Genomic DNA, 17,082 nt, shown 5'->3' with positions numbered 1-17,082 from the left:
AGCAACCGGTGCCGGGCATGGCAGTCTTGGGGCATGGCCGTGCAGATCAACCCCAGCATCCTGTCCGCCGACTTCGCCCGTCTTGCCGAGGAGGCAAACGCGGTGGAAGGAGCCGACTGGCTCCACGTCGACGTCATGGACAACCATTTCGTACCGAACCTCACGCTCGGTGTGCCGGTCGTAGAGTCTCTGGCCCGTGCGACGGACACGCCGCTGGACTGCCATCTGATGATCGCGGACGCCGATCGGTGGGCTCCCCAGTACGTCGAAGCGGGTGCCGGTTCCGTGACCTTCCACGCCGAGGCGGCCGCCGCGCCGGTGCGACTCGCCCGCGAGATCCGGGCCAAGGGTGCCCGCGCCTCCATGGCACTCAAGCCCGCGACCCCCATCGAGCCGTACGAGGACCTGCTCCCCGAACTCGACATGCTGCTGATCATGACGGTCGAGCCCGGCTTCGGCGGCCAGGCTTTCCTCGACATCATGCTCCCGAAGATCCGCCGCACCCGTGAGCTGATCAGCAAGCACGGCCTCGAACTGTGGCTCCAGGTCGACGGCGGTGTGTCGGCCTCCACCATCGAGCGGTGCGCGGAGGCGGGAGCCGATGTCTTCGTCGCCGGTTCGGCGGTGTACGGGGCATCGGACCCGGCTCAGGCGGTACGTGCATTGCGCACCCAGGCACAGGAGGCGACGTCCCATGCGGCGTGGGCGTGCGACCACTGAGCCAAGGGAACGTGAACGCCGCCCATCAGGGCGGATCAAGTACGCCGGATCTGCAAGGATGAACGGCGAATCCAGAGTGTGAACAGCAGTGAGGAGATCGCCGTGTCGGGTATGTCGGCGGGCCGGTCAGCCATGCGGATGGGACCCGCTGAGCTGGTGCAGGCGGCGGCCATGGCCCGCCGCTTCTACCTCGAGGGCAAGTCCAAGATCCAGATCGCGGAGGAGTTCGGCGTCAGCCGCTTCAAAGTGGCGCGGGTCCTGGAGACCGCTCTCGAACGGGATCTGGTGAGGATCGAGATCCGCGTGCCCGCCGAGCTGGACGCGGAGCGCTCCGACGCGCTGCGCGCCCGCTACGGCCTCAGGCACGCCGTCGTGGTCGAGTCCCCGGCCGAGGCCGAGGAGTCACCCGATCCCGAGAACCTCGGAGAAGTGGCCGCCGACCTGCTCGGCGAGCTCGTCAACGAGGGCGATGTCCTCGGCCTCGCCTGGGGCCGCTCCACCATTCACATGGCGGCCGCGCTCGACCGGCTCCCGCCGTGCACGGTGGTGCAGCTGACAGGCGTGTACGACGCCGGGACCGCCGAGCGCGGTTCGGTGGAGGCGGTGCGGCGTGCCGCCCAGGTGTCGGGCGGGGACGCGCACCCCATCTACGCGCCGATGCTGCTGCCCGACGCGGCCACCGCGGCCGCGCTGCGCAACCAGACCGGGATCGCCCGCGCCTTCGAGTACTTCGACAAGGTCACGGTCGCGTGCGTGTCCATCGGTTCCTGGGAGCCGGGCATCTCCACGGTGCACGACATGCTCAGCGACGAGGAGCGCGCGCACTACGCCTCGCTCGGTGTCGCCGCCGAGATGTCCGCGCACCTCTTCGACGCCGAGGGCCGGCGGGTCGGCCGTGACCTGGGTGAACGCTGCATCACGGTCGAGGCCGACCGGCTGCGGCGCATTCCCGAGGTCGTCGCCATCGCGGGCGGGCAGCGGAAGGCGGCCGCCATCGACGCGGTGCTGCGCTCCGGGCTCGTCACCAGCCTGGTGACGGACACGTCGGCCGCGGACTATCTGATGACGGCCGGGTCGCCGCCGCGTCCGGCTCTGAACCGGGCGGACCCCGACGGGGCCTGAGGGCTCCGCACCGCGCGCCGCGAGGGGGCGGCCGTGGCAGCATCGACGTCATGCTGCTGCGGTCCGTCCCCCGCGCGTTCGCGGGCCTTTTCCTGTGTCTCGGAGTGCTGCTGACGGGCTGCTCGTCGACGAGCACGAGTGTCTCCGACACCCGTGAGTCGACGGCAGCCCCGTCCTGGGTCGGCGACATGCGGACCGTCCCCGTGGACCGGCTGCCCGCCGAGGCCCGTCAGACCCTCGCCCTCATCGACAAGGGCGGCCCCTTCCCGTACGCCAGGGACGGCGTCGTTTTCGGCAACTTCGAGCGGCTGCTGCCGAAGCACCCCCGCGGCTACTACCACGAGTACACCGTCAAGACCCCCGGCGAGCGGGACCGCGGAGCCCGGCGCATTGTCACCGGGCAGGGCGGTGAGATCTACTACAGCGGTGATCACTACAAGTCGTTCAGGGCGGTGCTGAGATGACCCACGAGCCCTTCGCGGACGGGTGCCGCGCGGCCGGATGGCAGGTCACCGAACTCGACCTCACCGGCGTCGGGGACAAGGACGCCTTCATGGAGCGCTGCGTGCGCGCCCTCGATCTGCCCGAGTGGTTCGGCCGGAACTGGGACGCGCTCGCGGACGTCCTGGGCGACCCCGACTGGGGGCCCGCGACGCCGGGCCGCCTGCTCGTGGTGACCGGCTGGCGCCCCTACGCGGTCCGCCGCCCCGACGAGTGGGAGATCGCCCAGGAGGTCCTGGCGTCGGCCGCGGGGCACTATCAGGAGCACCATGCGACCCTGTCCGTCGTCCTCTCTCTTGGAGGATCCGACCAACTGCTCTCCGACCAGCCTGGATGATCTGTCCGGGCATCGCATACCAGTCGACATGGGACAATGAAGTACGTGCTCTTCCCCCTGGCTGACCTGTCCGGGGGCCACCTCTGATCGACTGGGATGTGCAGCACGTGCGTTTCCTCAATGACATCCAGCCCCCGTACGACCTGACGTATGACGACGTCTTCATGGTGCCCAGCCGCTCCGCGGTCGGCTCGCGTCAGGGCGTGGACCTCGCTTCCCCGGACGGCTCGGGCACCACCATCCCGCTCGTCGTCGCCAACATGACCGCCATCGCGGGCCGCCGGATGGCCGAGACCGTCGCCCGCCGCGGCGGCCTCGTCGTCATCCCGCAGGACATCCCGATCGAGGTCATCACCGAGGTCATCTCCTGGGTCAAGGGACGCCACCTGGTGCTCGACACTCCGATCGTCCTCGCCCCCCACCAGACCGTCGCCGACGCGCTGGCGCTGCTGAACAAGCGCGCGCACAACGCGGGCGTCGTCGTGGACGAGGACGCCCGGCCGGTCGGCGTGGTCACCGACGCCGACCTCACCGGCGTGGACCGCTTCACGCAGCTGACCGAGGTCATGTCCCGGGACCTGCTGCTCCTCGACGCCGACATCGAGCCGCGCGAGGCCTTCCACAAGCTCGACCACGCCAACCGCCGCTACGCCCCCGCCGTGGACGCGGACGGCAAGCTCGCCGGCATCCTGACCCGCAAGGCAGCCTTGCGCGCCACGCTGTACACCCCGGCCACGGACGCGAACGGCAAGCTGCGCATCGCCGCCGCGGTCGGCATCAACGGCGATGTCGCGGGCAAGGCCAAGCAGCTGCTCGACGCGGGCGTCGACACGCTCGTCATCGACACCGCGCACGGTCACCAGGAGTCGATGATCAGCGCGATCAGGACGGTGCGGGCGCTCGACCCGCAGGTCCCGATCGTCGCGGGCAACATCGTTGCCGCCGAGGGCGTCAAGGACCTGATCGACGCGGGCGCGGACATCATCAAGGTCGGTGTGGGCCCCGGCGCCATGTGCACCACCCGCATGATGACCGGCGTCGGCCGGCCGCAGTTCTCCGCCGTCCTGGAGTGTGCCGCCGAGGCCAAGAAGTACGGCAAGCACGTGTGGGCCGACGGCGGTGTCCGTCATCCGCGTGACGTCGCGATGGCGCTGGCCGCGGGCGCGTCCAACGTCATGATCGGCTCCTGGTTCGCCGGTACGTACGAGTCCCCGGGCGACCTTCAGCAGGACGCCGACGGGCGCCTGTACAAGGAGTCGTTCGGCATGGCGTCCGCGCGCGCGGTGCGCAACCGCACCAGCGAAGAGTCGGCGTACGACCGGGCCCGCAAGGCGCTGTTCGAGGAGGGCATCTCCACCTCGCGGATGTTCCTCGACCCGTCCCGCCCGGGAGTCGAGGACCTGATCGACTCGATCATCGCGGGCGTCCGCTCCTCCTGCACCTACGCGGGTGCCAACTCTCTGGAGGAGTTCGCCGAGAAGGCCGTCGTCGGCATCCAGAGCGCGGCCGGCTACGCCGAGGGCAAGCCGCTGCACGCCAGCTGGAACTGACGCGCTCTCTGTTGCCCGTACGGCCCCTTTTCCCGGCGGGAAAAGGGGCCGTACGTGTGCGGGGGGACTCGCTACGCTCGACCGGATGAGAATCGAGGACTGCTCGGTCGAGGACCTCGCGGTCCTTGACCACTTCATGCCGTCGTACAGCGTCGACGGGAATCACCGGGCGCGCTTCGCCCGCCAGGAGGCCGGTGACAGTACCTATCTGATTCCCTGGCTCGACGATCGGCCCGTGGGGCATGCGGAGATCCGCTGGACCGGGTGCGCGGCTCCCGAGGTGCGGGCGGCGTGGCCCGGCTGTCCTGAGCTCAACGGGCTGTTCGTGTGGCCCGAGTCGCTGCGCTCCCGGGGCATCGGCAGTGCTCTCGTGCGTGCCGCCGAGGAGAGGGCGGTCGAGCGCGGTATCGGGCTCATGGGGCTCGGCGTCGGCGACGACAACCCGCGTGCCGCCGCGCTCTACGTCCGGCTCGGCTACCGGCCCACCGCGGCGTACGTGGACCGCTACGCGCACCTGGGCGCCGACGGTGAGCGGCACGAGCACGCCGACGCCTGCGTGTTCCTGGTCAAGGAGCTGTTCGTCCCCGAGCGGAGCGTCAAGCCCTCTTGACGTCAAGCCTGCCTGACGCGACGCTGAAGGCATGACGACGACACCGCAGAGCATAGAGCCGCAGTACACCCTGCTGACCGCTGTGGCGCGCCTCGACGAGCTGCGCGTACGGGAGTCGCTCGCCGGGGCCGGGAGCGACGCCGAGGCCCTCGACCGGGCCGAGCTGCTCGAACTCCTCGCACTGAGCGAGGTGGTCGCCCGCAAGGCGGCGTACGGCCGTCAGCTCACCGTCCGCGCCGCCCGCGAGTCCGGCGCCTCCTGGTCGCAGATCGGTGCGGCCCTCGGCACCAGCAAACAGGCCGCGTGGGAGGCCCACACGCGCTGGATCGACGCGCAGGCGGCGGCGTACGGACGGCCCGGGCAGCTGGGGTTCGACGAGGAGGACGTGGCGCAGGCGCGGGCGATCGCCGGGGGGCCGGACGAGGGATGACGCCGGGGCGCCGAGCCGCGCGCCCTCAGGGACGCCGCTCCGTCTTCCGTATCGCCTCGACCACCGCCTCCGCCAGTAGCGCGTGCCCCTCGTCGCCGGGGTGTACGCCGTCCACCAGATGGGCGGCGTCCAGGAGTCGGCCTCCGGGGAGCAGGGGGACCTCGCGTGCGGCCCGCTCCACCGCGTTGCGCAAGTCCGTCAGCGTGGCGCCCAGGCGGTTCGGGGTCGCCTCCGCGCCCGGGCGTACGACGGGGGAGACGACCAGCAGGGGGACGTGCGGGTGGGCCCGGCGGACGACCGCCAGGAACGCGCGGGTCACCTCATGCAGCAGCGGGGCCGAATGCGGGGTCCGCGCCCAGCAGTTCGTGCCGAAGGCGACAGTGATCAAGTCGGCGTCGAGCGAGGCCAGTTGCTCGGCCGAGGCGAGTTCGCCGCGCGCCGCGCCCGCGTAGCCGAGGTTCACCGTGTCGACGCCCAGGGCACGTCCGGCGATGGCGGGCCAGGCGAGGTGCGGGCGGGACGCCGCCCAGCCCTCGACGATCGAGTCGCCGTGGACGAGCCAGCGGGGGCGTGCGGGAGTGGGCTCGATCGTGCCCGCGTCCGTGTCGACCGTCCGGATCACCGGGCACAGGGCTTCCGGCAGGTGGACCGTGAACTCCCCGTCCGGATGAGGGAGTTGGAGAACCGCCGTGCCGTCGTACGTCGGGTGCGCCGAGGTCTCGTCCGCCACCTCGTCGCCGGACAGCAGAGTGAAGACGGGGGCGTGGGGGCGGTAGGTGTCCGCGAGGGACGGTTCCGACGCCGCGTACCGGATCCGCAGTGCGGACGCCCCGTGACACCTCAACTCCAGGCGTACGCCCGCCGGTACGAGCGCCCGCGACCACGTGTCGGCCGGCAGCCGGTCCCGGTCGGCCGGGTCGGCCCGCAGCGGACGGCCGTCGTGCGACCGCCAGGCGATGCCGCGCAGGAGGCTCGTCATCGTGGGCCGCCGATCGTCGGGTACGGGAACTTGACCGTGACGCCGCCGTCCACGACGAGGGTCTGACCGGTGACGTACGAGGAGAGCGGGGATGCCAGGAAGAGCAGGGCCGAGGCGATGTCGGCGGGCTCGGCCATGCGCCCGAGCGGGGCGTTCTCCGCGTTGCGGCGGCGGCCCTCCGTGCCCAGCAACGCAGCCACCCGGGGCGTCCAGACCGCCCCGGGCGCCACGGCGTTGACCCGCACTCCGCGTGGTCCGTACTCCACCGCCGCCGAGCGGACCAGCGACACGAGGCCGGCCTTCGCGGCGCCGTACGCGGCGTGCAGCGGTGCGGAGGTCAGGCCGGAGACGGAGGCGACGAAGACGAGGGGGCCACCGCCGGATTCGGCGACCGCCGGGCCGCCGTACTGGACCGCGAGCCACGCGTGTCGCAGCACCATGTCGAAGTGCCAGTCCCAGGCCTGGTCGTCCATCGCGTCGAGGGGGCCGTACCGCGCCATGCCGACGATGTCGACGACTCCGCCGACCGGGCCCAACTCCCGTACGGCATACGTGAAGAGGTTGCGTACGGCTTCCCGTTCGGTCGCGTCGGCGACGTACGGTACGCCGCCCGTCTCGACGGCGACGGCCTCCGCGCGTTCCTTGTCCACGTCGACGCAGAGCAGCCGGGCGCCCAGTGAGGTGAGCGCGTGTGCGGTCTGGCGGCCGATGCCGTTTCCGGCGCCCAGGAGGACGAACGGCCGACCGTCGAGGCGGTGGAGGGAGGCGTAGTCGGGCACCGGGGACGTGTCCACAGCGGTCGAGGGGTCAGGGGTGGTAGGGCCTGGGGTCATGGCGCCGCCTTCGGTCGGTACCCCGCCAGCTCGGGGATGACTTCCTTCCCGAGGATCTCGATCGTGCGCAGGATCTCCCGGTGCTCCAGATAGCCCCACTGGACGTAGCAGATGAGCTGGTCGATGCCGAGGTCCGCATAGTGTTTCGCCTTGCGGACGATCGTCTCCGCGTCGCCGATGAGGATCATGTCGCCGTCGTTGAACTCCCGCACAGGAACGGCACCTTGGAGGATCGGACTGAGGAGCGGAAAGGCCCGCTCACGCTCGTGGGGGGAGAGATGGGGGAGCTCCCAGTCCAGGGTGAAGCGCGCGAGGTTCTCGTACCACCAGGCGACCGAGTCCCAGACGCGCCTGCCCGGACGGTCCGCGGCGTGGACGAGGGTGTACGCGGCGACGCGGTCCGTCGTGACGTCCGTGATCGGGTGCGGGGCGAGGGCCGCCGCGCGGTAGGCGGAGACCTGACGGGCCATCGCCTCCAGCGGCTGCATGATCGAGAACGAGAGCAGGCCGAGACCGCTCGCGCCCGCGACCTCGGCCGAGCCGGGCGAGGTCGCCGCCATCCAGCAGGGCGGATGCGGGTCCTGGACCGGTTTCGGGGTGACCATGCGGCGGGGGAAGGCGAAGCGCGGCGACTCGTAGGCGAAGTACTCCTCGCGCCACATTCCGGTGACGATCTCGATGGCCTCGCGCCAGTCCTCGCGGGAGTTGGCGCGGTCCACGCCGAATGCCGTCTGCTCCATGGGCGTTGACCGGCCGGTGCCCCACTCCACGCGTCCGTCGGACAGTACGTCGACGGCGGCGACCTTCTCCGCGATCCGCTGCGGGGGCGTGAAGCCGAAGGGCGTGAGGGTCACGCCGAAGCCCAGCCGGATGCGCTCGGTCAGCGCCGCGAGATGGCCCAGCAGCACCTCCGGGGCGGGGCAGTGCGAGCGCCCCTCGCGGAAGTGGTGCTCCACCGCCCACACCGTGCGGAAGCCCATCCGGTCGGCCAGCCGGATCTGCTCCACGGCCTCGCGGTACGCCCGCTGCTCGGCCGCGCGCTGACCGTAGGGGTGCGGCCCCTTCCAGGGCTTCGGTACGTCGATCTCGTACAGGACATCCAGGTCCATGCCGTGCCTCCCGTATCGAGTGGCGAGCACCATGAAGCAGACCTGACGAGGTGTCAATCCATACGGCTTCAGGAACCTGTCCAGGCGCGGAAAGGCGCCTTGCGCAACCATCGAAAGGTCCCGCGCAACGAACATGCGCCGGGATGCGATGAACGCAACGATCTTGCGGAGATGCGCAAGGTTGCTGCATTACGCCCGTGAAGGCCGGACTCATAGGGTCATGCGCTGTACAGAGGCGTGGCGGGGACCCCGCTCGGTGGGTTCCTGCTCGCAGGGGTGCCGCCGGTCTCCGCCGTCCCGACCGGCAGCGATGAAGGAGCCAGCGCGTGCTCGACCAAGGCGCACCCCCGCAGTCCCGCACCACATCCGCCCCACCGTCCCCGGGGATCGGCGCGCGCCTCATGCGCCGCAAGCCTGTGGAACGCCTGATCGCCGAGGGCGGCCAGGGAGAGGGTGGCACCCTGCGGCGCTCCCTCGGACTGTGGCAGCTGACCATGATCAGCATCGGTGCCACGCTCGGCACCGGCATCTTCGTCGTCCTCGGCGAGGCCGTCCCCAAGGCCGGGCCCGCGGTCACCCTGTCCTTCGTGATCGCCGGTCTCACGGCGCTCTTCTCCGCCCTCTCCTACGCCGAGCTGGCGGGCACCATCCCGGTCTCGGGGTCCTCGTACTCGTATGCGTACGCAACGATGGGCGAGCTGATCGCCTGGATCTGCGGCTGGTGTCTGGTCCTGGAGTACGGCGTGTCGGTGGCCGCGGTCGCGGTCGGCTGGGGCGAGTACCTGAACGAGCTGCTCGACGGCACGATCGGCGTCACCATCCCGGACGCCCTGTCCGCGCCGCCCGGCGACGGCGGCATCTTCAACCTGCCCGCGCTGATCGTGGTGCTGCTCGCCATGGCGTTCCTGCTCGGCGGGGCGAAGGAGTCGGCGCGCGCCAACACGATCATGGTGTGCGTGAAGATCGCCTCGCTGGTGCTCTTCTGCGCGATCGGCATCCAGGGCTTCCGGTCCGGCAACTACGAGCACTTCATGCCGCTCGGCATGGCGGGCGTCAGCGCCGCCGGGGCCACGCTCTTCTTCTCGTACATCGGCTTCGACGCCGCCTCCACCGCCGGTGAGGAGGCGAAGAACGCGCAGCGCGACCTGCCGCGCGCAATCATGCTCTCGCTGGTCATCGTGACAGCCCTGTACGTCCTCGTCGCGGCCGTCGCCGTCGGAGCGAAGCCCTGGCAGCGGTTCAACGACTCGGAGGCCGCGCTCGCCGAGATCATGAAGGACGTCACCGGGCAGACCTTCTGGGGCACGCTGCTGGCCGCCTGCGCCGTCATCGCCATCGCGAGCGTCGTCCTGACCGTGCTGTACGGCCAGACCCGCATCCTCTTCGCGATGTCCCGTGACGGGCTGGTGCCCAAGGTCTTCGCGCGGGTCGACCCGAGGACGGGTACGCCCCGTGCCAACACCGTGATCGTCTCGCTGTTCTGCGGCGTCCTCGCCGCCGCGATTCCGCTCGGCCAGCTCGCCGATGCCACCAGCATCGGTACGCTCTTCGCCTTCGCGCTGGTCAACATCGCCGTTGTCGTGCTGCGCCGGACACGCCCGGACATGCGGCGCACCTTCCGGGTTCCGCTGTCGCCCGTGCTGCCCGCGATCGGCTTCGCCCTGTGCGTGTGGATGATGGGCAGCCTGTCGACCGTCACCTGGGTGGTCTTCGGGGTCTGGATGGCCGTCGGGCTCGTGTTCTACTTCAGTTACGGCTACCGCCGGTCCCGTGTCGCCACCGCGGAAGCCGCAACCGCAGAACCACTCGCAGAAAAGTGAACCACCCGCAGTGCTGAACGATCTCGACGAACGCATCGTGCACGCCCTCGCCGAGGACGCCCGCCGCTCCTACGCCGACATCGGCCAACTGGTCGGACTGTCCGCGCCGGCCGTGAAGCGACGGGTGGACCGGTTGCGTGCCACCGGCGCCATCACCGGATTCACCGTCCGGGTGGACCCGGCGGCGCTCGGGTGGGAGACCGAGGGGTTCGTCGAGATCTACTGCCGCCGGAACACCTCGCCGGAGACGATTCAGCGAGGGCTCGAGCGGTATCAGGAAGTCGTGGCCGCCTCCACCGTCACCGGGGAGGCGGACGCGGTCGTGCAGGTCTTCGCCTCCGACATGCGGCACTTCGAGCGGGTCCTTGAGCGGATCGCGGGCGAGCCCTTCGTGGAGCGTACGAAGTCCGTGCTGGTGCTCTCGCCTTTGCTGCGGCGGTTTTCTTCCGGGTCGCCCACGTAGGTGCCTCCGAGGGGCCGGTGGGGCCGGTTCGCGGCGGCGGACCGTGTGTGGCTGTCGCGACGTTGCCCGCGACCTCGACGAGGCGCTGCCGCTCACTCCGCCGTCTTGCGGGCCAGGGCGTTGTTGCCGATGGAATTGTGAACGCTGAAGCTGACCGCGTCCGAGCGGTAGCGGTCGTCCGACCACTCCACCGGGCGCCCTTCGCGTGTGGTGGTGACGCGGCGGACGCGCAGGAGCGGGCTGGTGCGGCGGATGCTCAGGAGGTCGGCGTCCTGGGCGCCGGCCGCCACCGCGTCGATGACGTGCTCGCCGTAGGCGAAGACCAAACCGGTGTCCTCGAAGAGCCGCTGGGTGACCGAGGGGCACTCCGGCTCGATGGCCTCGACGGCGGGGGAGATCCAGTCCGCGTACACGGTCCGCTCCAGCAGGACCGGCTCGCCGTCCAGGCCGCGGATGCGCAGGACGTGCAACACGGATGTTTTCTCGGGTAGTTGGAGGCGTACGGCGTCCTCCGCGGTCGCCGGCCGGTATTCCTGGGACACCACATGACCCGTAGCCTCGCGCCCCATCGCGCGCGCCCACTGGGCGAAGCTGCGCAGTTCGGCGAAGCTCTGGCTGCGGCGGCTGGCCAGGACCACCCGGCGGGCGCCCTGGCGGGAGCCGATGAGCCCCTCGGCGGTCAGGGCCGCGACGGCCTGACGAACCGTGCCGCGCGAGACGCCGTAGTGGGCAGCGAGGTCCGTCTCCGCGGGCAGCAGACTGCCCACCGTGTACTCCTCGCGGTCGATCGCCCGCCGCAGCTCGTCGGCGATCTCCTCGTGTCGCGCCGCCATGCTTCCCCTCTGATTCGACTTCTGTGCACAGCGTGACCAGCCTAATCGAGATACAGCCGTGATCTGCGCGGAGCGGGATTGTGCAGGGAATCGCGGGTCACGGTTTCGCCAAAGTTTACGAACGGGACACCATCTCCGGGCCTACTTGGGCCAACTTGTTCAGACAAGTTTTCCGTCCCACCCCACCCTCGTGCGTACTCCTGGAGAGACCGTGACCGTGTTCCTGCCGAGGACCGCCGTCCTCACCGGCGGCCTCGCCGTCGCCGCCGCACTCGCCCTGAGCGCCTGTGGCGCCGCTCCCGACGACAAGGCGACCACCGCCAACGGCAAGTCCGCGGCCACCGCGACCTCGGCCGCGGACTTCGGTGGCCTCGACGCCCTGGTCAAGGCCGCCAAGAAGGAGGGCACGCTGCACGCGATCGCGCTGCCCCGCGACTGGGCCAACTACGGCGCCCTGATCGACGGTTTCAAGAAGAAGTACGGCATCAAGGTCGAGGTCGAGAACCCGGACGGCGCCAGCCAGGACGAGATCAACGCCGTCACGTCGCGCAAGGGCCAGGACCGCGCGCCCGACGTCCTCGACCTGGGCAGCTCGTTCGCGCTCAGCGCCGCCCAGCAGGGGTTGCTCGCGCCGTACAAGGTGAGCGCCTTCGGTGACATCCCCGAGGGGCAGAAGGACCCGAAGGGCCAGTGGTACAACGACTACGGCGGCTACATCTCCATCGGCTGCGACGCCAAGAAGGTCAAGGAGTGCCCGACGACCTTCAAGGACCTGCTGAAGCCGCAGTACAAGGGCCAGGTGGCCCTCAACGGCAACCCCACCAAGTCGGGTTCGGCCTTCGGCGGTGTGTACGCGGCCTCGCTCGCGAGCGGCGGCTCCTTCGACGACATCCAGCCCGGCCTCGACTTCTTCGCCAAGCTGAAGAAGAACGGCAACTACACGCCCGTCGAGTCGACGCCGGCCACCGTCGAGAAGGGCGAGACGCCCATCAGCATCGACTGGGACTACCTGAACGCCGGTTACGCCGACGAGTTCAAGTCCAAGGGCGTCGACTGGAAGGTCACCGTCCCGACGGACGGCCAGTTCTCCCAGTACTACTCGCAGGCCATCAACAAGGACGCCCCGCACCCGGCGACCGCTCGGCTGTGGCAGGAGTACCTGTACAGCGCCGAGGGCCAGAACCTCTGGCTCAAGGGCTACGCCCGCCCGGCCCTGATGACCGCCATGGACAAGGCCGGCACGCTCGACAAGACCGCCGCCGCCAAGCTCCCCGAGGTCTCGGGCACGCCGAGCTTCCCGACCGAGGCCCAGCAGAGCAAGGCCAAGGGCGTTCTCGCCCAGGGCTGGGGCAAGGCCGTCTCCGGATGACCACCGTCCTCACCGAGGCCCCGGCCGACGTGGCGCCCGCCGCTGCTGACCAGCGGCGGCGCCGCGCGCCCGGCTGGCTCGCCGTCGCCCCGCTGCTCGTCGTCGTGGGCATCGCCTTCGGGATTCCCGCCCTGGCCATGCTGAACGGCGCCTTCACGGTCAAGGACCAGGCCACCGGCGCCACGTCGTACACCGCGGCCAATCTGACCGGCTCGCTGCAGGGCGCGTACCTCACCGCCCTGATCGGCAGCGTCAAACTCTCCGCCGTCTCCGCGGGCATTGCGACCGTCCTCGGACTGCCGCTCGCCCAGGCCGTGGTGACCTCGCGCCGGCGCGCGCTGCGCGAGGCCGTGCTCACCGCGTCCGGCGTCCTAGCCAACTTCGGCGGGGTTCCGCTGGCCTTCGCCTTCGTCGCCACCCTCGGCAACTCCGGTGTGCTGACCCGGCACTTGGGCCTGACCGACAAGGGCTGGAACCTCTACAGCTTCTGGGGTCTGGTCATCGTCTACCTGTACTTCCTGATCCCGCTGATGGTCCTCACCATCACCCCCGCCCTGGAGGGCCTGCGCTCCCAGTGGCGCGAGGCCGCGCAGAACAACGGCGCCACCGCCGTCCAGTACTGGCGGCACGTGGCGCTGCCCGTCCTCGCGCCCTCGCTGCTCGGCGGCCTGGTGCTGCTCTTCGGCAGCGCGTTCGCCGCGTACGCCACCGCCGCTGCCATGGTGGGCAGCGCGGTTCCGCTGGTCACACTGCAGATCGCCGACGCCATCTCCGGCAACGTGCTGGTCGGCCAGGAGAACGTGGCGCTCGCCCTCAGCCTCGACATGGTCCTTGTCGCGGGCCTGGTCATGGCCGTGTATCTGCCCCTGCAACGACGGAGTGCGCGATGGCTCGCCTGAACCTGTGGCGCTGGGTCGTCCTCGGCTGCGCCGCGCTTTACTTCCTGGTCCCGCTCGCCGCGTCGGTGATCTTCACGGTCGACGTGCCGGGCCAGGGCGTCACCTTCGACGCGTACAGCCAGATCGTCTCGACCGACGGTTTCGTCTCCAGCCTGCTGCTCTCGCTGGAACTGGCCGCCGCCACCATCGCCATGGTGCTGCTCCTGATGGTGCCCGCGATGGTCGCGCTGCGGCTCGGGGCGCCTCGGCTGCGGCCGGTGGTCGAGGTGGTGTGCTCCCTGCCGTTGGTCGTGCCGCCGATCGCCTTCGTCGCCGGGATCGCCACCGTGCTGAAGTGGGGGCCCGAGCACCTCTCGCGCACCCCGCTGTTCCAGACGTTCGTGGCGATCCAGAACCCCGACTTCCCCATGGTGCTCGTCCTCGCGTACGTCGTGATGGCGCTGCCCTTCGTGTACCGGGCGCTGGACGCCGGACTGCGCGCCATCGACGTGCGCACCCTCGTCGAGGCCGCCCGCAGCTGCGGCGCGGGCTGGCCGCAGGCGCTGGTCCGGGTCGTGCTGCCCAATCTGCGCGGGGCGCTGCTCAACGCCTCCTTCCTCACGCTGGCGTTGGTCCTCGGCGAGTTCACGGTCGCCCAGTTGCTCGGCTTCCAGCCGTTCGCCGTGTGGATCTACAGCGTCGGCGGCTCGCAGGCCCAGCTGTCCGTCGCCGTCTCCGTGCTCAGTCTGCTCGTCACCTGGGCCCTGCTTCTTTCGCTCGCCGGGCTCGGCGGGCGCTCCCGTACCGCTTCCCGGGGATGAACCATGACCGTCACCACGCTTGAGAAGGCCGCCGACGCCAAGGCCGCCACCGTTGAATTCCGGGGCCTGCGCCGGGAGTTCGGCCCGACCGTCGCCCTCGACGGATTTGACCTCACCGTTCAGCCCGGCGAACTCCTCGCCCTGCTCGGCCCGTCCGGATGCGGCAAGACCACCGCGCTGCGCATGCTGGCCGGATTCGAACACCCCGACTCCGGTGAGGTGTTGGTCGACGGCGAGGACGTCACGCGCGTCCCGGCGCACCGTCGTGACGCGGGGATGGTCTTCCAGTCGTACAGCCTCTTCCCGCATCTGAGCGCCCTCGACAACGTGGCCTTCGGACTGCGGATGCGCAAGGTACGTACGGCCGAACGGCGCTCCCGTGCCGCCGAGTTGCTCGACCTCGTGGGTCTCGCCGACAAGGGCGAGCGGTTCCCGCACCAGCTTTCCGGTGGCCAGCAGCAGCGCATCGCACTCGCTCGCGCGCTCGCCCTGCGGCCGCGCGTGCTGCTGCTCGACGAGCCGCTGTCCGCGCTGGACGCCAAGGTGCGGCTCACGCTTCGCGAGGAGATCCGCCGTCTCCAGCAGGAACTCGGCATCACCACCCTGTTCGTGACGCACGATCAGGAAGAGGCGTTGTCCATGGCGGACCGGGTCGCGGTCATGCGGGCCGGGAAGCTCGAACAGTGCGCCGCGCCCGCCGAGTTGTACCGGCGTCCCGCCACCGCCTTCGTCGCCGAGTTCGTGGGCACGATGAGCCGGATTCCGGGACACCTGGACGGCGAGACGGTCGAGGTGCTCGGTCAGCGGCTGCCGGTGGACGGGGACGCGCCCGCCGTACCGGAGGTGGATGTGCTCGTACGGCCCGAGGCGGTGCGGGTGCGCTCGGACGACGCCGGTGACGCGCGCGTCGTGGCGACCGCCTTCCTCGGGGCGGCCACCCGGGTCACCGTGCGGCTCGCGGACGGCACCGAGGTCAAGGCCGACCTGCCCACGCACGAGGCCGCGGCGCTCGGATCGGGTGCCGCCGTGACGGTGGGACTGCCGGAGCGGGCGGTGCTGGTCGCCGAGCGCACGAACTGAAGAAGGGCCGGGTTTCGCACGCCGGAGCCCGGCCACCGAGACCGCCCCACCGACGAAAGAGAGCACCGTGACCCACCGCACCACCCCCCAACTCACGCTCCAGGCCGTCCTGTTCGACATGGACGGCACGCTCGTGGACACCGAGCGGCTGTGGTGGGAGGCGGTGGAGCAGGTGGCCGACGGGCTCGGGCGTCCGCTGACGGGCGCCGACCAGGCCGAGGTGCTCGGGCGGCCCGTCGAATACACCGCGGCCTGGTTGGGCGGGATCACGGACGCCCCGGCCGAGGAGATCGCCGGCGAGCTGCACCGGGAGTTCGCGGACCGTGTCCGCACCGGCGTCGTGCCCCGGCCGGGAGCCCTGCGACTCCTCCAGGAACTGGTGCACGAGGGCGTCCCCACCGCCCTCGTCACCGCATCCCCGCGCGCGGTCGCCGACACCGTGCTGGAAGCCCTCGGCGCCGGACACTTCGCCGTCTCCGTCACCGCCGATGACACCGAGCGCACCAAGCCCGCCCCCGACCCGTACCTCGCCGCCTGCCGCGCCCTGGGGGTCGAGCCCGCCGCGTGCGTCGCCGTCGAGGACACCCGGACGGGCGTCGCCTCCGCCGAGGCGGCGGGCTGCGCCGTGCTCGCGGTGCCCTCCCTCGCGCCGATCGCCCCCGCGGCCGGGCGCACCGTCCTCGCCAGCCTGGAGGAGGTGACCCCGGCACGGCTGCGCGCCATGGTCGCGCCCCGCGAGCTGCGGGTGATGAGCTGGAACCTCTGGTACGGCGGCACCAAGGTGGACGACCACCGCGAGAAGCAGCTCAAGGCCATCGCGGAGACGGGCGCGGACGTGGTCGGTCTTCAGGAGACGTACGGGAACTCTGCGGAGGAACTCGCCGTGGCGCTCGGCTGGCACCACCACCGGGCGGGCGAGAACCTCGGCGTCATCAGCCGCTATCCGATCACCGCCCGCCTCGGCGATCCGGACGTCGGTTTCTACGGGGGGACCGGCGTCCGGATCCGGCTGGACGGCGGACAGGAGGTCGACGTCTGGAGCGCCCACCTCGACTACACGCCGTACGGGCCGTACGAGGCCGCCTTCGACCGGCTCCCGGCCGGCGAACTCATCGCCCACGAAGCCGTACGGCTGGAGCAGATGCGGGAGATCCTCCGGCGGATCGCGGAGTCCGCCACCGAGGCCACCCCCGTGGTGCTGGTCGGTGACTTCAACGCGCCCTCGCACCTGGACTGGCCGGACGTCGAGTGGCCGGTGACCAAGGCCGCCGAGGAGGCGGGCCTGCGCGACTCCTACCGCGAGGCCCACCCCGACCCCGTACGGGATCCGGGGCACACCTGGTCGCCGATCCACGTGGAGCACGAGGACGGCAGCGGGCGGCCCGAGCCGCAGGACCGGATCGACTTCATCCTGCATCGCGGCCTGCGGGTGCGCGACTCGCGCACGTTCGTCAGCGGCACCCCGCGCCCCTGGCCCGACGTCGCCGGCAACCACTGGCCGTCGGACCACGCCGCCGTCGTCACCACCTTCACCGTGCCCCGGGCCGACTGACCGCGCACGCACCGGGCGTTGAGTGGACCGAGCACTCCCCTCGTATGGAACAAACAGTCAGTTCAGGAAGCCATT

General features: G+C 70.9%; 18 protein-coding genes. 14 read left to right on the top strand and 4 right to left on the bottom strand.

Annotated features, from left to right (window positions below; genetic code table 11):
- Positions 1 to 33 precede the first annotated feature (33 nt).
- From rpe to ACIBK0_RS06350, 7 genes are all read left to right on the top strand, one after another.
- A complete protein-coding gene (gene rpe, locus ACIBK0_RS06380; protein WP_399076255.1) occupies positions 34 to 720 on the top strand; it encodes a ribulose-phosphate 3-epimerase in 687 nt (228 codons plus the stop codon).
- 78 nt (positions 721 to 798) lie between these two features.
- The gene (locus tag ACIBK0_RS06375) at positions 799 to 1,842 is read left to right on the top strand and encodes a sugar-binding transcriptional regulator (RefSeq protein ID WP_399076253.1); all 1,044 of its coding nucleotides are present in this window, start codon (positions 799 to 801) and stop codon (positions 1,840 to 1,842) included.
- A 50-nt stretch (positions 1,843 to 1,892) separates the two neighbouring features.
- Positions 1,893 to 2,306, top strand: a complete 414-nt coding sequence (locus ACIBK0_RS06370; RefSeq protein WP_399076251.1) for a ribonuclease domain-containing protein — start codon at positions 1,893 to 1,895, stop codon at positions 2,304 to 2,306.
- Positions 2,303 to 2,680, top strand: coding sequence for a barstar family protein (locus ACIBK0_RS06365; protein ID WP_399076249.1), 378 nt, complete (start codon positions 2,303 to 2,305; stop codon positions 2,678 to 2,680). Before ACIBK0_RS06370 ends, ACIBK0_RS06365 begins: the two co-directional genes overlap by 4 nt.
- Positions 2,681 to 2,787: 107 nt before the next feature.
- Entirely contained in the window at positions 2,788 to 4,230 is a 1,443-nt protein-coding gene (locus ACIBK0_RS06360) for a GuaB1 family IMP dehydrogenase-related protein (RefSeq protein WP_399076247.1), read from the top strand.
- Between the two features lie 85 nt (positions 4,231 to 4,315).
- Entirely contained in the window at positions 4,316 to 4,840 is a 525-nt protein-coding gene (locus tag ACIBK0_RS06355; RefSeq protein WP_399076245.1) for a GNAT family N-acetyltransferase, read from the top strand.
- Positions 4,841 to 4,871: 31 nt separating this feature from the next.
- On the top strand, positions 4,872 to 5,270 hold the full coding sequence (locus ACIBK0_RS06350; RefSeq protein ID WP_399076243.1) for a hypothetical protein: 399 nt from the start codon (positions 4,872 to 4,874) through the stop codon (positions 5,268 to 5,270).
- A gap of 25 nt (positions 5,271 to 5,295) precedes the next feature.
- On the opposite strand, the gene ACIBK0_RS06345 is transcribed toward ACIBK0_RS06350, so the two are convergent.
- The 3 genes from ACIBK0_RS06345 to ACIBK0_RS06335 are packed head-to-tail and all read right to left on the bottom strand — an operon-like array spanning position 5,296 to position 8,191.
- A complete protein-coding gene (locus ACIBK0_RS06345) occupies positions 5,296 to 6,249 on the bottom strand; it encodes a GDSL-type esterase/lipase family protein (protein WP_399076241.1) in 954 nt (317 codons plus the stop codon).
- On the bottom strand, positions 6,246 to 7,082 hold the full coding sequence (locus tag ACIBK0_RS06340) for an SDR family NAD(P)-dependent oxidoreductase (RefSeq protein WP_399076239.1): 837 nt from the start codon (positions 7,080 to 7,082) through the stop codon (positions 6,246 to 6,248). Before ACIBK0_RS06340 ends, ACIBK0_RS06345 begins: the two co-directional genes overlap by 4 nt.
- A complete protein-coding gene (locus tag ACIBK0_RS06335) occupies positions 7,079 to 8,191 on the bottom strand; it encodes an LLM class flavin-dependent oxidoreductase (RefSeq protein ID WP_399076237.1) in 1,113 nt (370 codons plus the stop codon). Before ACIBK0_RS06335 ends, ACIBK0_RS06340 begins: the two co-directional genes overlap by 4 nt.
- Before the next feature lie 326 nt (positions 8,192 to 8,517).
- On the opposite strand from ACIBK0_RS06335, the gene ACIBK0_RS06330 reads away from it, so the two are divergent.
- Together ACIBK0_RS06330 and ACIBK0_RS06325 are read left to right on the top strand one after the other, a co-directional pair.
- Positions 8,518 to 10,011 carry an amino acid permease gene (locus ACIBK0_RS06330; RefSeq protein WP_399076235.1) on the top strand — a complete coding sequence of 498 codons (1,494 nt, stop codon included), beginning with the start codon at positions 8,518 to 8,520 and terminating at the stop codon, positions 10,009 to 10,011.
- Positions 10,012 to 10,021: 10 nt separating this feature from the next.
- Positions 10,022 to 10,474: an Lrp/AsnC family transcriptional regulator gene (locus ACIBK0_RS06325; protein ID WP_015661832.1), complete on the top strand. Its 453-nt coding sequence runs from the start codon at positions 10,022 to 10,024 to the stop codon at positions 10,472 to 10,474.
- A 92-nt stretch (positions 10,475 to 10,566) separates the two neighbouring features.
- On the opposite strand, the gene ACIBK0_RS06320 is transcribed toward ACIBK0_RS06325, so the two are convergent.
- The gene (locus tag ACIBK0_RS06320; RefSeq protein ID WP_399076233.1) at positions 10,567 to 11,307 is read right to left on the bottom strand and encodes a GntR family transcriptional regulator; all 741 of its coding nucleotides are present in this window, start codon (positions 11,305 to 11,307) and stop codon (positions 10,567 to 10,569) included.
- 211 nt (positions 11,308 to 11,518) lie between these two features.
- On the opposite strand from ACIBK0_RS06320, the gene ACIBK0_RS06315 reads away from it, so the two are divergent.
- The 5 genes from ACIBK0_RS06315 (at position 11,519) to ACIBK0_RS06295 (ending at position 17,007) form a co-directional block, all read left to right on the top strand.
- A complete protein-coding gene (locus ACIBK0_RS06315) occupies positions 11,519 to 12,676 on the top strand; it encodes an ABC transporter substrate-binding protein (protein WP_399076231.1) in 1,158 nt (385 codons plus the stop codon).
- On the top strand, positions 12,673 to 13,575 hold the full coding sequence (locus ACIBK0_RS06310) for an ABC transporter permease (protein ID WP_399076229.1): 903 nt from the start codon (positions 12,673 to 12,675) through the stop codon (positions 13,573 to 13,575). Before ACIBK0_RS06315 ends, ACIBK0_RS06310 begins: the two co-directional genes overlap by 4 nt.
- Entirely contained in the window at positions 13,563 to 14,375 is an 813-nt protein-coding gene (locus tag ACIBK0_RS06305) for an ABC transporter permease (RefSeq protein WP_399076227.1), read from the top strand. The genes ACIBK0_RS06310 and ACIBK0_RS06305 overlap by 13 nt, the downstream gene beginning before the upstream one ends.
- A 3-nt stretch (positions 14,376 to 14,378) precedes the next feature.
- Positions 14,379 to 15,455: an ABC transporter ATP-binding protein gene (locus ACIBK0_RS06300; RefSeq protein ID WP_399076225.1), complete on the top strand. Its 1,077-nt coding sequence runs from the start codon at positions 14,379 to 14,381 to the stop codon at positions 15,453 to 15,455.
- A 67-nt stretch (positions 15,456 to 15,522) separates the two neighbouring features.
- A complete protein-coding gene (locus ACIBK0_RS06295; protein ID WP_399076223.1) occupies positions 15,523 to 17,007 on the top strand; it encodes an HAD-IA family hydrolase in 1,485 nt (494 codons plus the stop codon).
- Positions 17,008 to 17,082 lie beyond the last annotated feature (75 nt).

It is taken from the genome of Streptomyces sp. NPDC050564 (assembly GCF_044457265.1).
Lineage (GTDB): Bacteria > Actinomycetota > Actinomycetes > Streptomycetales > Streptomycetaceae > Streptomyces.
The sequence above is the reverse complement of the archived record's forward strand: the minus strand, read 5'-3'. Positions and strand labels throughout refer to the sequence as shown.